The sequence below is a fragment of the Parabacteroides sp. AF18-52 genome (assembly GCF_003479145.1).
GTDB classification, from domain to species: domain Bacteria; phylum Bacteroidota; class Bacteroidia; order Bacteroidales; family Tannerellaceae; genus Parabacteroides; species Parabacteroides faecis.
Genome location: NZ_QUGR01000008.1, coordinates 144,007 through 158,311, shown reverse-complemented (window position 1 = coordinate 158,311; position 14,305 = coordinate 144,007). Strand labels below are relative to the sequence as shown.

Genomic DNA, 14,305 nt, shown 5'->3' with positions numbered 1-14,305 from the left:
GTTGAAAACTCAGATTTCAGGCTACGGGGACAAGTTGATTATAAACTATAAGTAAGCGTTAACCACGTAACCCGGGCATCCCGATTACGGATTTGCTCCATATGCATTTTGCTCGTATCGATAATCGTTGTCTCCTCCAGACCGTCGAAGATATTATTGATACTTAAGTTAGCACGTAATTTACGATTCATAAAATACTGCGAGAGTCCGGCATTCACACTGCTGTGGCTCTTTATTTTTCCCTGTGGTGTTAACTGGTCCGAAATAAAGAAACCATCCAACTGAAACTCGGTGGTCGGTGTTATGGCAATACTTACACTCCCCTTCCAATCCGTGCAAACCATCGATTTCTTTTCATCATAGCCGACCGTACGCCCGTCGATCTCATCTTTATATACATTTCCGGAGAAACCGATATTCAGTATACGGATAGGATTCCAGTTGCCGGACAGTTCAAAACCGAATGACTGGCTGTGTCCGATATTCTCTTTCTGCCAGACAGACTCATCATTCACCACTTCCATGATCCGGTTTGACTTATTCCGGTAATAAATAGCCGGAGAGAAACGGAAACGATCCGCCACCAATAAATAAGACAACTCCAAAGAATGAATGAACTCATCTTTCAGGTCAGGATTTCCCTGTGTCAAATGCGTCGGGTCGCCATACTGAATGAAAGGATTCAGATCCGCTCCGTAAGGACGGATCACCCGTTGCAGATAACTCAACGACAGGCTACCGGATTTACTTGTTTGCAAAGATAGTTTCACACGTGGATAGAGATGGAAACGAGTATGACTTCTTTCCGAATCCGAAGTCCTCGACTTATCCACTTCCGGGACATAAGTCTTAAACTCCTGTGCATTTATCTCCGCCTGTAAACCAGCCTCGGCTGAAAAACGATTCCATCGCTTATCTACAGAAGCATACAGCAAATGAGTATTCCGGTTGAAAGAATAATCGTATGTCTTATTTTCTACCGGAGTCCAGATATCGTCATCCAGGCTGATATCGTTCGTCTCAGTCCTGTACTTTTCATCTTTTATACGTCCGATATAACCGGCTTTGAAATACCAATCGTTTGTAAACAATTTACTGAATGCGGCAGACAAATAATAATTATGTTTGTCCTGATTGGCGAACATATTATCTTTCTTCAGGATATTTCCGGTGCCCGGCTTTTCATTCTCATACTGATTATCCTCGTCGTAACTAAAATCATTGTAATTGAATGTCACACTCAACTGGTCCAGCGGATTGGCAAAACGATGATTCCATCTCGCTTCCACAGCATAAGCATCCTGACGCTGGTCGTTGTAACGGTGGCGCGTCATCTGATTCTTCACAGTCCCGTCCGGATTCAAGACCTTATTATTGATCCCGCCATAACGGCTGTAATCCATTAAATGATACAGTCCATATACCGTCAGCAGGTCATTTGAAGTCAGATCGTAACCAACGCTCAAATCCGCCAGATGAACATCGGGACGTGCCTTCGCATTGTTATTCATCAGGGTTGTACCCGCCTCCGTCCATGTAGTCTTATCGAATGAACGTTCACGGTATTCCTTACGATAATTATATTTTCCGACAATATGGAATTTACCCGGATGCAGATTGACGACCGCACCGACATTATACCGTTCCTGTAACCCGGCCCCCAATGTAACCGTCAAAGGAGAATCGGATTTCGTATAGTTGGCAGAAGAAAGATTCAGTACACCGGCATCACCGTCGGGAACCAGCAAGATGTCGGGCAGGGCAGACATGGAGATACGGTTGAAGAACAAAGCAGGCAACTGGATCAGGACATCTCCGCTATATTCTTCCAGCAATCCGTAAGGAATACCGTTGATCAGCATCCCCGCCTTACTGGAACCGCGATAAGTCACTCCCCCTTCAATATCAGTGACCAGCGAAGGCATCTGGCGAAAGGCTTCCGAGACAGTCCCCGTCACACTACTCAGGTTCTTATCAACCTGCAGACGTTTGACCTCTCCCCCGTTCAAACCGGAAAAACGCTTTCCCTGTATTTCTACATTTTGTAACAACAGATTCATGTCGACCGGATTCTGGGATGACAACGCATGGCTGAACAACGCGACAACTGGGATAATGAGTAGATTTCTTTTCATATTGATATACCGTTATAAACAAAAAAAGTCTGTATGTGTAAGCATACAGACTGTCCTTCTAACTGTTTACTGAATATTATTCAGCAGGAGCAGCTTCTGTTTCAGTAGCAACAGCAGTTGAATCACCTTCAGCAGGAGCAACTTCTTCTGTTACTGTTTCTTCTTCAACAACTGCAGGAGTTTCTTCTACTGTAGTTTCTGTTTCAGCAACTTCAGCATTTGATTCTGCAGATTTGTTACCACAAGATGTGAAAGAAACGGCTGCAACGATAGCAGCAAATGCAACTAACTTTTTCATTTTGTCTTTAATTTAAACGGTCTATAATATCTTCTTGTCTTAAAACGATGCAAATGTATGTATTAATCAAATATGTTGTACAACATAAGAGACTTTTTTTTCAAATATTTTTTGCAACGAATGCAAGAGACTGTTAATCAAGAGACAATAATAGAGATTAGTAGTTACTGTATAAATATCTTTTAATACTTTTCTTCGGAGTCTTCTCAAACTCGGTCGGGTATAACTGTATTTCAGATACCACTTCATAGGAAGCCAGTTGCTTGTTCAACTCAATCCGGTTCTGTTCCATAATGACTGGCAGATCGGTATGAGAAATACCGGTTCCGTCCACCGTATCATAATCTGGATAAACCAAAGCCACCAACTTACCGTTTTTTTCGATAACGATACTTTCCATGACAAAAGGCAGGTTGTTTATCTTCGATTCAATCTCTTCCGGATAAATATTCTGTCCGCTGGCACCCAGGATCATTGTCTTACTGCGGCCACGGATAAAGATACGATTATCGTGGTCGATCGTTCCCAGGTCGCCGGTATGAAGCCAGCCGTCTTCGGTAAAAACATTTTTAGTCGCTTCTTCATTCTTATAATAGCCTTTCATGACGTTCTCACCACGAACCTGAATCTCCCCTACCGTATTATACGGATCATCAGAATCGATACGTACCTCCATAATACCTTTCAGTATCTGCCCGCAAGAACCTAGTACATATTCGCGATTATTGTCATAACTGATCAGCGGTCCGCATTCCGTCATACCGTAACCGATCGTAAACGGGAACTTGATCTTATACAGAAAATCACTTACTTCCTGGTTCATGGCAGCTCCACCAACAATCACTTCACGGAAACGACCACCCATAGCATCCACCAGATGTTTACGGATCTGTGCATAGATACGGGAATCCAGCAAAGGGATATTCAGAGCCAGCTTCATCGTCGTCTTACTCAACTGGGGAAGGATCATCTTCTTATAGATCTTTTCCAGAATCAGCGGAACGGTCAGGATCAGGTTCGGCTTCACCTCTTCAAATGCTTTCAGCAAAATCTTCGGAGAAGGAACTTTTCCTAACATATAAACATGTGCACCGACAGCCATCGGTACCAGGAAGTTGAAAGCACAACTATAGGCATGCGCCAACGGCAGGAAACATAATTCACGGTCGCCACGATACATCAGATCCAGTGTCTTGGCATAAGTCACATTACCGGCCAGGTTGTTGCCGGTCAGCATAACACCTTTACTGAAACCGGTCGTACCGGAAGTATAATTCAGCAGGACAACCTTGTCGTTATCCAATTCCGCATATTTAATATCGTTCTTGGAAAATCCGTTCGGATACTTCTCTGCCATCTTTTCATCCATCGACTTCATCAGCTTCTGGATACTTTCGCCATCACGCTGATGCAGGCAACGGAAATCGGAAAGAGAGAATACACCGCGTATCTCTTCGATCTTATCTTCTTCCAACGAATCCCAGATACGGTCGCTGACAAACAGGAACACCGATTCGGAATGGTTGATAATATGATGCACGTCATTCGGATTGAAATCCTGCAGGATCGGTACTATGATCGCACCATAGGTTACAGCCGCCATATAAACAATACACCAGCGGGCACTGTCTTTACCGATCAGGGCAATCTTATCCCCCCGACGTATCTGACATTCCTCAAACAAAATATGGATGCGTGCAATCTCCTTCGCAACATCTTCAAATGTAAAAGTGACGTTCTTGCTGTAATCTGTTAAGGCGGGTAACGACCAGTTTTCCTTGAAACTGTTCTCGTATATCTTAATGAAGTTCTCTTGTATCATAGCACAGATGCTTAAATTTCGTGCAAAAATACAGACTATCCGGCAGATACACAACAGATAGGGAGAGTTTAACCCTTAACCGCTACATTCATCTGCCGGTTTATATTCTATTTTTTGTACTTTGCCAACATAATCACCGGATTGGCTTCCTCATCCAAACCCGCTGCAATTTCTTTCAGTTTGCCTTTCAGCTGTCCTTTCTCATAAGCCTCGACGAGGTCAGGAGCCTGCAAAGACTGGCTGATTGCAATTTCGGAGTTGCGGGGTTTAAAGAGGAATGAAATCGATCTCTTATTTGAATAATCACCATTGTACATGGTAAACTGAGAAAGAGTCTTTTCCTGTTTGTCATAGAACAAATCGGTACCAGGGAATCCTTTAAACGTTTTGTAGTCAAGCTCTTTCTTCATAGTCCGCATAAAATAATAACGATCGGTAATAACGGTCGGGAAAAGAAAGACTTCGGTTTCCATGGTATTGATGGAGGGAGTCCGCGCAATGACAGGATACATATTGCCATCAGCCAAATAGTTGTACAACGTATCGGACGAGGTGTTCACAAGTATCCAATTATTCTGATTGGGGAACATCAGGTGAAACTCAGGCACAACCGTCAGTTCATCTTTCATAATGACCGGTGTCTTATACGCTTTAAAAGGGATTCGGATTTCACGGGTGACACTTCCGTCTTGCTTGGAAACAAGCAAATGGCATGCCTGTTCATCTTCTTTCGGTGTCGAATATTTCTTATAACAAATCAAATGATCACGATCATAATTGAAGATATCGTCATAATAGCCGGTATCTGCATACTTGAAACTTCTCTTATAATTTCCGAACAGGTCATACACCGATATTTTTCGTGCGGGATAGTCAGAGACAAACATTTCACTGTTATCTTCATCCAATATAATAGAGTTAATCCCTGAATATTCCTCGGCACCTTGTCCAAAGCGGTTTATCTTCTTTATCCCTTTTCCGGTCGCCCTGTCATACACGAAAATACTCCCGTCCCGCATATTCCTTACTACTATGACCTTCTTACCGATGGCTTCCACAATGCCCTGCGTAATAAATTCGTCATTTGTTTCCAACGGAACATATTCCACATCCATAAAATCCTGTAGAACCAGTTCCTTCTCGGGATAACTGGCGCTGACATCCACTGTGATAAGATCGTCATGTTGGCTACCGGACTGCTGGCATCCTGTGAATCCTGCCATTGAAAGGAGAATCATTACCAGACTTGCATTTAACTTTTTCATTTCTTTCTGTTTGTTATACATATTAATTACGAACATCTTCACACTTGAACGAATAAATCGTACGAAATATACGTACTCACCATCAAATAAACAACTTAATTTATATTACACACTTTATCTTTAACAATCATTATTGATCTATTTACCTAATCACAGAAAGTAAACACTGTATGAAACAAATCTTATCCCTGACCAGACTCTTACGTCTGGCATCTTGCTCTCTAAAAGAAAACTCCGATAATAATTCTGGTTGAACCCTAATATGAAGTATGTAAAATGGCATGCAGAGGGCATCCATATCTGCCCAATCTACATGCCATTCTAAATATATTCTCCTTATACGTGCTAATCTGGAATAACAGTTAATTCACTCAAATCTACCTTATCCAATTTCTTATTTTTATAGAAAGGACAATAAAACAATAGATCTTCAACACCTTTAATTTGCTCAAATCCAAGCTTTTGATAAAAAGCCGTCAATTGTTTGAATGCTTTCTTTTCATTGGTTTCTAGCCCTTTATACCAGTTCTTGTCTTCCCAAGTATCTTCTCCCATACAATGTTCTCCTTCAAATTGTAAAGGGAAAGGATGAATAACAAACAAACCACAAGCTGTCATAAAATGGAATATCGTATCTTTGATCACTTTCTGAGAAATACCATATCCCCTATACTCTGGAATAAGTACCAACCTATCCAATACTCCGATATTCAAACTCAAGCTACATTCCGGATATTTATCCAGAATAACAGAACAAATGTTTTCATTTTCCAGATCAAAGACCTGATCTCCTATAAAAAATAAATCCGGGTCTGTGTCAAACAGTTCCGGTAGGCTAAAATGATCTTCAATAGCTTGATTTATTAGTATCAATTTTAATCTAGATTTACCGATTAACACTTCTTCTTCGGTTTCTATATCTGAAGCATAAATGTCAATAAATACATTTTGAATATATCTATAACCTTCCAATTCTCCTGTACCTGAGCTAAAGGAATATTTAAAACTTAAAAATAACTCTTTCATATTATATCATTATATTAGTTTGTTACAAAATTGGCTGAAAGTTATTCATAATAATTCATATAATTGCTATTTACTATTCACTATATCATATAAAAAACAAAGTCTTTCACTAAGTTTAAATAAATAACGACATTGCTGTAACCAGATAAAACATCAACAATCTACATGTCAATAATTTTAGCTACATTTGCGCGATAATTCAATCGCAATGATAGACAAAACCGTATTTGAAAACAAAATAGCTGCTTATTATACCCTGGGCTGCAAGCTCAACTTCGCAGAGACCTCCACGATAGGAAAGGTTCTTGCCGAACAGGGGGTACGCAAAGCCCGTGCGGGTGAGAAAGCAGACATCTGTGTTGTTAATACCTGTTCCGTGACAGAGCTTGCCGACAAGAAATGCCGCCAGGCTATCCGCCGGATCAGCAAACAACATCCGGGAGCCTTTATCGTTGTAACGGGTTGTTACGCACAGCTCAAACCGGAAGAGGTTTCCCATATAGAAAGTGTCGACCTGGTTCTCGGTGCCGAACAGAAACTGGATATATTAATGTATCTGGACGACCTGAAGAAAAAAGAAGAAGGCGGTGCAGTGATCGCCTCGCAAACGAAAGATATACGCACATTCTCCCCTTCCTGCTCAGCAGACGATCGTACTCGCCATTTCCTGAAAGTGCAGGACGGGTGCGATTACTTCTGTTCTTACTGTACCATTCCCTTTGCCCGCGGACGGAGCCGCAACGGTACCATCGCCAGCATGGTGGAACAGGCACAGGAAGTAGCCCGCAAAGGAGGTAAAGAGATTGTACTGACGGGAGTCAACATCGGTGACTTCGGTAAATCGACCGATGAAACATTCATCGACCTGATCCGTGCACTCGACGAAGTGGAGGGTATCGTGCGTTACCGCATCTCTTCCATCGAACCGAACCTGATCACAGACGAAGCGATCGACTTCGTTGCTTCCAGCAAACGATTTGCCCCTCATTTCCATATTCCCCTGCAAAGCGGAAGCGATGAAGTTCTGAAACTGATGCGCCGCCGTTACGACACGGCCCTTTTCCGACATAAGATCGAGAAGATCAAGGAGATCATGCCGCACGCCTTTATCGGTGTGGATGTGATTGTCGGTACCCGCGGAGAGACGGACGAGTTGTTCGAAGAGGCACGCAGCTTTATCGACAGCCTGGACATCAGTCAACTGCATGTGTTCAGTTACTCGGAACGTCCGGGAACACAGGCTTTGAAGATTGCCCATTCGGTAGACCCGAAAGTAAAACATGCACGTAGCCAGCAACTGCTGGACATTTCCGACAGGAAACTACATGCCTTCTATAATGCCCATACCGGCAGTCAGGCGGAAGTTCTGTTCGAACATACCCGGAAAGGAGGCATGATGCATGGCTTCACGGAAAATTATATCAAAGTAGAGATACCTTACGACAGTTCGCTGGTAAACGAGACCCGACGGGTAACACTGACCGGCTGGAATGAAGACCGTACCGCACTGAATTGTGAATTAGTAACAAACAGCTGATATGTGGAATAAAATTCAATACGGATTGATCTATTCATGGGCCAAAGTTCATGCTTTCCTGCCCATGCCGGTATTATATGTACTGTCAGATATCCTGTATGTACTTATCTATAGGGTAATCCGTTACAGGATAAGAGTAGTCCGCCGCAATATGGAAGCTTCCTTTCCCGAAAAGTCCAAAATAGAACTTCGCAGGCTGGAGAAAGCCTTCTATCATCACTTTTCCGACTATATTGTCGAGACGATCAAACTGGCTCACATATCGCCGGAGGAAGTGTTACGCCGTGCCCACATCAAGAACCCCGAAGTCGCAACCAAGCTACAGGCGGAAGGACAAAATACGGTTATGATGTTGATGGGACATTACGGAAACTGGGAATGGTTCAGTGCCTCTAGCCTGGTATATACGGAATCCAGACTATGGCAAATCTACCGTCCCTTGAACAATAAGGCAGTCGACCGCCTGTTCATCTTTCTCCGTACCCGCTTCGGTTCGTATGGTATGAAAAAGAATGATACGGTACGCGACATGATGACACTGAAGCGCGAAAACAGCAAGAACATCGTGATCTTCATTGCAGACCAGACACCAAGCAAGGCGAACCTGCATTACTGGACAAACTTCCTGAACCAGGACACTCCGATGCTGAACGGCGCCGAACGTATCGCACGAAAACTGGACCTGCCGGTTATCTTCCTCGATGTACAGAAAGTGAAGCGCGGATATTACACGGTTGAAATGAAGTTAATGACAGCCCATGCCAAGCAAACTGCCGAAAACGAGATTACCGAATCGTATGCCCGCATGACGGAGAAGATGATCCTTCGTAATCCGGCTTATTGGCTCTGGACTCACAAACGTTGGAAATACAAACGAGAAGATGCATAGTAATTCAAAAAAAGTCGCTATTGTTATATTGAACTGGAACGGTTGCAAGCTGATGGAGAAATTCCTTCCGTCGGTCATCGATTACAGTCCTTCCGAACTATCTGAAGTAGTCGTTGCCGACAACGGTTCTACGGATGCCTCCATTGCTATGCTGAAAGAAAAGTTCCCGTCCGTACGGATCATTCAGCTCGATAAGAATTACGGCTTCGCCGAAGGATACAATCAGGCAATCAAGCAGATAGACAATGAATATACCGTTCTGCTGAACAGTGATGTCGAAGTTACACCGGGCTGGCTCGATGCTCCATTGTCTGCTCTCGAAGCCGACACGACAATAGTTGCCGCCCAACCCAAGATCAGGGCACAGCGTAATAAGGAATATTTCGAATATGCCGGGGCTGCCGGAGGTTATATGGACATTTACGGCTATCCTTACTGCCGGGGCCGCGTACTACATATCGTAGAAAAAGATAATGGCCAGTACGACGCGCCTGCCGATATCCTTTGGGCTACGGGTGCCTGTCTTTTCATCCGTACAGCTATTTATAAGGAGATAGGCGGGCTGGATGCAGGTTTCTTCGCCCATCAGGAAGAGATCGATATGTGCTGGCGCCTGCGTTCCCGCGGGTATCGACTGGTATGTACACCCGGATCGGTTGTTTATCATGTTGGAGGTGCTACCTTACAGGTGGAAAGTCCCCGGAAGACCTTCCTCAATTTCCGAAACAACCTGCTGATGATTTACAAGAATCTTTCCGAAAAAGACCTGAAGCATGTGATGCGTGCGCGTTTCTTTCTGGATTATATTGCGGCCACCAAATTTCTGCTATGCGGATACATTCAGAATGCCAAAGCGGTATACGAAGCTCGGAAAGCATTCTTCGAAATGAAGCCGGATTATGTTGCCAAAAGGAAAGAGAACCTTGCTAAAACAACACTGGCTACTATCCCGGAACTGATGCGCAACAGCCTTATTCTCTCTTTCTACCTGAAAGGGAAAAAGAAGTTCACCGACCTTTAGCCGTTTCCTCACTACAAATAAGAGGAGACATAGTAACCTTTAAGTCTTTTTCTCCTAACCTTTATAAAAGTAAGATGCAGAATTCATAAATGTAAGGCTATCCTTACATTTATGAAACTATAGTGTTACATTTACGCAAAGCATACCTTACAGACTCAAAAGTCCGGACAAAAAAGATTAATAGTAAGAATGAAAAAGATTAGATCTAACGGCAAGCGGGCTTAGGGTAGCAAGGATATCACATCCCATAAAGAATCAACGGTAAAAAAACGAGGGCTGACAACCGGCTCATCTACCTTTTCGTGCGCCCAGGTCGTTTGATAAGGTACGTGGATGGCATAGCTTCCCAGTTCCAACGGAGGAAGGATATCTGAACGGACAGAGTTCCCTATCATCAAGAACTCTTCTGGTTGTATGTCGAGATGTTTCAATAACAGACGATATTCCCTGTCGGTCTTATCGCTCATAATCTCCACATGATGGAAAAGATGTTCGATTCCCGAACGGCGTAACTTTTGCTCCTGATCGAGCAGGTCGCCTTTCGTTACCACAATAAGGCGATAACGACCCACAAGGGCATTCAACGTCTCCTCCACTCCGTCCAGAAGTTCTACTGGTTTGGACAGCTGTTCTTTTCCCAAAAGAAGAATCTGCTCCAATACGTTTGCCGGGACTGTCCCGTCCGTAATACGGATCGCCGTTTCCAGAACAGAAAGGATATAAGCTTTCACACCGTAGCCATAAAGAGGCATGTTCCTGCTTTCCGTCCTGAACAACTCTGCCGATACGGTATCCCCATCCACATAAGGGGCCAACAAAAGACGAAGCTTCTGCTCCGTCTCCAGGAAATAAGTTTCATTCACCCAAAGCGTGTCATCGGCATCAAAACCGATGACCTGTATTCCTTCTATCATAAATTAGCTTGTTGTAGTATGTCAATCATTATGGGTTTGAATCCGCTTACAAAACATTCCACAGCAATAACCATCAGGATAAGGCCCATCAGACGCATCATCACGTTGTTGCCTGTCTCACCCATATACTTGTTCAGCCGGGTAGATGCCCGGAGAATCAAGAAGGTAATAAAATAAACCAATGCTATGACACTGATAAGCAGTATCTTTTTTATCAATGTATCTGCATCGTCCATCAACATGATGCCGTTGGCAATAGCGCCCGGCCCACATAACATAGGGATGGCCAACGGAGTGACGGAGATGTCGTTTACATAGGTCTTTACCTCATCGTCTTTCAGTTTTGCTTTGGAATAACGTGCCTGCAGCATATCGAATCCGATGGTAAAGATAATAATACCTCCGGCAATACGGAAACCATTTGTGGAAATACCGAAGAATGTGAAGAGGAACTGGCCGGAGAAAGTAAAGACCATCAAGGTTATAAACGATACGATCGTTGCACGGCGGACAATGGTTTTACGTTCGTCATCACTCATTCCGTTCGTCATGGTCAGGAAGACCGGCATAGTGCCCAACGGGTTTGTCAGTGTAAAAAAGGAGGTGAAGCACAAAAGGGCGAAAGGGAGTAAGGTGTCCATAATAACAATGATTTAATAGGTTTATGTAGGGGCGGGTTTGCCCCCCCTACGTATGTTTATTCATCCCACACCAAATAAGCGGAAACCAGCCAATGGTTGAGCTTGTTGCCGTCTATCTCCTGGGCTTCGGGGATGCTGACCGTCAGGGTATGTTCGCCCGGTTGGATATCGGTCAGTTCCACTTCTTCGGGAACGACATCGGAACCCGGACACCAGTTGGAACGGGAGAAGTCGGAAGAAGCAACCGGTTCTTCCACCTCTTTTTCGGCATACCCTTTAGGACCGATATAAGAAGCCAGACGTTTCTCCAACCAAACACCTGTCGCCGGATTGAAACGGCGGAAAGAGGCACAATCGTTACGCCAGGGGATGAAGTTCAGAACTTCCTCTCCATCTACCGAGATAACATTCTGCTTCTGGACAAACTCGTCACCACCGTTATGACCGCCATGCCCTGTTACGATATATTTCAGGCGGACGTTCTTTGCACCTTCCGGGATAGTAAAACCGGTCGAGACGTCTTTGCGGGCAAAGATATCGGGATAGGATTGTCCGATATAATAAACAGTGTTCATCAACGGTTCGACATGTCTTTTCGTCAAAGCATCACAAGTGATATCCGACTCGTCCACATCGATTGTCACGCTAGCAATATATCCCTCGGCCGTCCAGGTATCGATAAAGACACCAACATAAGCACCACCTTCCAGCAAAGGATACAAGTCGGTGATATTCTGCTCCCAGCTTACGCTATCGGCCCACTGGTCGATATAAACAGGTTTACGCTTGCTGCTCAGACTGTCGTCCGCACTGCTGTAATGACCTACACCGAACGGAGTCATGAAACGCATCAGTTCGACAGTCGGTTCATAATCTTCACCGGAGACGATACCGATCATATTTTCCAGCTTCGTACTGTCTACAGCCGGAAATTGTTTCTCCCCTTTGGCGATATTCAGCAAATTGATCGCTGACTCTTTCGGCAGGATAAAGCAGGAACCCGACTTATCCCAACGGTCGCCGTTGGATGCGATCGTCACTTTCAGGTTGACGGAAACATTGCGCTTATAGTCAGGCAACGTGACCTTTTTCAGAATGATACGTCCGTTTACCAGATGATAGATACTATCCGGTCCCGGCTCACTATAACCGGCATACTGATCCGGTGTGAACTTCACCGGCGTGTCATGAAATACCTGCACGGAATAGTCACCCATTGCCGGTAGTTCGCGGTGCCCGCATGCCGTCAGCAACAGGGCACCTGCCAATGAAAATGAGAATAAGATTTTCTTTGTCATTGTTGTTTAGAATTTAGTAAGTTCTTTAATCAGCTGTTTCTGTCCCGCAACCTTATCCGCATGAATGCAAGGACCGGTAACACAACCACCTTCGCAAGCCATGACCTCGATAAACTGTGCCGGGGCTTTGCCTGTTTTGGCATAGGCACGAAGCAGGGCGACATTCTTTTTCGTCAGGTTGGCAACCTGTACGGCGTTCACCTGTTCCCCTTTCAGATACACTTTCACGGCATTGATAACACCGCCACTCTGGGCAAAGCCATGCGCTTCACGCACAGAATTATAGAGAACGGAGAAGGGTTTTGCTTCTTCTACTTTGATATCCAGTCCTTCCAGAATAGAACCAATCTCTTCGAATGTCAGTGTGAAATCGACTGCCGGGTCCATCTTCACCTCCTTGCGCTTGGCTACGCACGGACCGATAAAGACAACCTGGGCATTGGGGTATTTCTCTTTAACGATGCGGGCGGTATAATACATGGGAGAACCGGTAGAAGAGATATATTTCTTCAGATCCGGAATATGTTTCTCCGCCAACTGCACATAGGAAGGACAGCAACTGGTCGTCATAAAGGGTTGTCCTTCTTCCAGTTTCTCTTTCAACTCTTCTGCTTCCCGGCGGGTCGTTTCCATCGCTCCCTGGGCTACTTCAACAATTTCCGTGAATCCCATCGCCTTGATCGCACCATATACATTTTCCACCGGCGCACTGAATTGTGCCAGGATGGAAGGAGCTACAATGGCGATCATCTGCTCCTTATTACGCAAGCGCTGTAAGACATCGAACACCTGCGATATCTCGAAGATGGCACCGAAAGGACAGGCATTCACACATTTACCGCAATAGATACATTTCGATTCGTCGATATGCTCTACGCCATATTCGTCCTTACTAATCGCCTTCACCGGACAAACTTCTTCACAAGGGATCGGAATATATACGATGGCATGGTAAGGACAGTTCTGATGGCATTTACCGCAACTGATACAGGTATCATGATCTATCCGCGCCTGTCCGTTCTTCTTGAACTGGATGGCGTCTTTCGGACAGTTCATATAACAACTACGCGCCACACAACCACGGCATAGGTTTGTAATTTCATAGTTTACTTGTACACAGGAAGAACATGCCTCATCAACAACACACATCAGGTTTTCCTTCTTGTTTTCCGAACGCAACAGAGCCTGTTTTGCGTACTCTGACAACGGAGTCAGTTCGTCTATTTCATCCTGCATATCGAATCCCAGCAGAGGAAGTGTCTTGTATTTCCAGACAGCACGCTCCTTATGTACACAGCAACGGCCTATCACTTTCGATTTACGGGGACTTAATTCTATGGGCAAACGGTCAATCTCGTCCAGGAGACGATTCTCTTTCCAAAGTTTCACTAACTTCGCCATCAATCCGTGGCGCACAATCATTACGTTGTTGGTAAATGCCATGGTGTTTTGTTTATTT

The 14,305-nt window shown here is 44.4% G+C and carries 12 protein-coding genes; 3 read left to right on the top strand and 9 right to left on the bottom strand.

The annotated features are described in order from the left end of the window. Positions 1-38: 38 nt before the first annotated feature. The 5 genes from DWX23_RS14715 to DWX23_RS14695 all read right to left on the bottom strand — a co-directional run bounded on the left by DWX23_RS14715 (position 39) and on the right by DWX23_RS14695 (position 6,546). A complete protein-coding gene (locus DWX23_RS14715; protein ID WP_122375026.1) occupies positions 39-2,135 on the bottom strand; it encodes an outer membrane beta-barrel family protein in 2,097 nt (698 codons plus the stop codon). A gap of 76 nt (positions 2,136-2,211) precedes the next feature. Next, positions 2,212-2,433 carry a hypothetical protein gene (locus DWX23_RS14710; protein ID WP_028726975.1) on the bottom strand — a complete coding sequence of 74 codons (222 nt, stop codon included), beginning with the start codon at positions 2,431-2,433 and terminating at the stop codon, positions 2,212-2,214. A 157-nt stretch (positions 2,434-2,590) separates the two neighbouring features. Continuing rightward, entirely contained in the window at positions 2,591-4,255 is a 1,665-nt protein-coding gene (locus tag DWX23_RS14705; RefSeq protein ID WP_075558717.1) for an AMP-binding protein, read from the bottom strand. Between the two features lie 107 nt (positions 4,256-4,362). Next, on the bottom strand, positions 4,363-5,520 hold the full coding sequence (locus tag DWX23_RS14700) for a 6-bladed beta-propeller (RefSeq protein ID WP_122375116.1): 1,158 nt from the start codon (positions 5,518-5,520) through the stop codon (positions 4,363-4,365). A 345-nt stretch (positions 5,521-5,865) separates the two neighbouring features. Then, the gene (locus DWX23_RS14695) at positions 5,866-6,546 is read right to left on the bottom strand and encodes a hypothetical protein (protein ID WP_075558718.1); all 681 of its coding nucleotides are present in this window, start codon (positions 6,544-6,546) and stop codon (positions 5,866-5,868) included. A 208-nt stretch (positions 6,547-6,754) separates the two neighbouring features. On the opposite strand from DWX23_RS14695, the gene mtaB reads away from it, so the two are divergent. From mtaB to DWX23_RS14680, 3 genes are read left to right on the top strand one after another with little or no spacing between them, the layout of a single operon-like run. Beyond that, positions 6,755-8,083, top strand: a complete 1,329-nt coding sequence (gene mtaB / locus DWX23_RS14690; RefSeq protein ID WP_122375025.1) for a tRNA (N(6)-L-threonylcarbamoyladenosine(37)-C(2))-methylthiotransferase MtaB — start codon at positions 6,755-6,757, stop codon at positions 8,081-8,083. 1 nt (position 8,084) lies between these two features. Beyond that, entirely contained in the window at positions 8,085-8,972 is an 888-nt protein-coding gene (locus DWX23_RS14685) for a lysophospholipid acyltransferase family protein (protein WP_075558720.1), read from the top strand. Beyond that, complete coding sequence (locus tag DWX23_RS14680; protein WP_122375024.1) at positions 8,965-9,993, top strand: glycosyltransferase family 2 protein; 1,029 nt, start codon at positions 8,965-8,967, stop codon at positions 9,991-9,993. The genes DWX23_RS14685 and DWX23_RS14680 overlap by 8 nt, the downstream gene beginning before the upstream one ends. A 221-nt stretch (positions 9,994-10,214) precedes the next feature. Here the strand turns inward: DWX23_RS14680 and DWX23_RS14675 are convergent, their stop codons facing one another. Genes DWX23_RS14675 through DWX23_RS14660 form a run of 4 tightly spaced genes read right to left on the bottom strand, consistent with a single transcriptional unit; the run spans position 10,215 to position 14,289 of the window. Further along, entirely contained in the window at positions 10,215-10,904 is a 690-nt protein-coding gene (locus DWX23_RS14675) for an HAD family hydrolase (protein WP_122375115.1), read from the bottom strand. Next, entirely contained in the window at positions 10,904-11,548 is a 645-nt protein-coding gene (locus DWX23_RS14670; RefSeq protein WP_122375023.1) for a MarC family protein, read from the bottom strand. Before DWX23_RS14670 ends, DWX23_RS14675 begins: the two co-directional genes overlap by 1 nt. A gap of 56 nt (positions 11,549-11,604) precedes the next feature. Then, positions 11,605-12,846, bottom strand: coding sequence for a PNGase F N-terminal domain-containing protein (locus tag DWX23_RS14665; RefSeq protein WP_122375022.1), 1,242 nt, complete (start codon positions 12,844-12,846; stop codon positions 11,605-11,607). A gap of 6 nt (positions 12,847-12,852) precedes the next feature. Further along, positions 12,853-14,289 (bottom strand): monomeric [FeFe] hydrogenase, encoded by a 1,437-nt coding sequence (locus DWX23_RS14660; protein ID WP_122375021.1) that lies wholly within the window; start codon positions 14,287-14,289, stop codon positions 12,853-12,855. Positions 14,290-14,305: the final 16 nt, after the last annotated feature.

Excerpts from the sequence above, each read along its gene's own strand:
- DWX23_RS14700 (WP_122375116.1), bottom strand. The coding sequence starts at position 5,520 with ATGAAAAAGTTAAATGCAAGTCTGGTAATGATTCTCCTTTCAATGGCA.
- DWX23_RS14715 (WP_122375026.1), bottom strand. The coding sequence starts at position 2,135 with ATGAAAAGAAATCTACTCATTATCCCAGTTGTCGCGTTGTTCAGCCAT.
- DWX23_RS14710 (WP_028726975.1), bottom strand. The coding sequence starts at position 2,433 with ATGAAAAAGTTAGTTGCATTTGCTGCTATCGTTGCAGCCGTTTCTTTC.
- DWX23_RS14685 (WP_075558720.1), top strand. The coding sequence starts at position 8,085 with ATGTGGAATAAAATTCAATACGGATTGATCTATTCATGGGCCAAAGTT.
- DWX23_RS14670 (WP_122375023.1), bottom strand. The coding sequence starts at position 11,548 with ATGGACACCTTACTCCCTTTCGCCCTTTTGTGCTTCACCTCCTTTTTT.
- DWX23_RS14695 (WP_075558718.1), bottom strand. The coding sequence starts at position 6,546 with ATGAAAGAGTTATTTTTAAGTTTTAAATATTCCTTTAGCTCAGGTACA.
- DWX23_RS14705 (WP_075558717.1), bottom strand. The coding sequence starts at position 4,255 with ATGATACAAGAGAACTTCATTAAGATATACGAGAACAGTTTCAAGGAA.
- mtaB (WP_122375025.1), top strand. The coding sequence starts at position 6,755 with ATGATAGACAAAACCGTATTTGAAAACAAAATAGCTGCTTATTATACC.
- DWX23_RS14660 (WP_122375021.1), bottom strand. The coding sequence starts at position 14,289 with ATGGCATTTACCAACAACGTAATGATTGTGCGCCACGGATTGATGGCG.
- DWX23_RS14680 (WP_122375024.1), top strand. The coding sequence starts at position 8,965 with ATGCATAGTAATTCAAAAAAAGTCGCTATTGTTATATTGAACTGGAAC.
- DWX23_RS14665 (WP_122375022.1), bottom strand. The coding sequence starts at position 12,846 with ATGACAAAGAAAATCTTATTCTCATTTTCATTGGCAGGTGCCCTGTTG.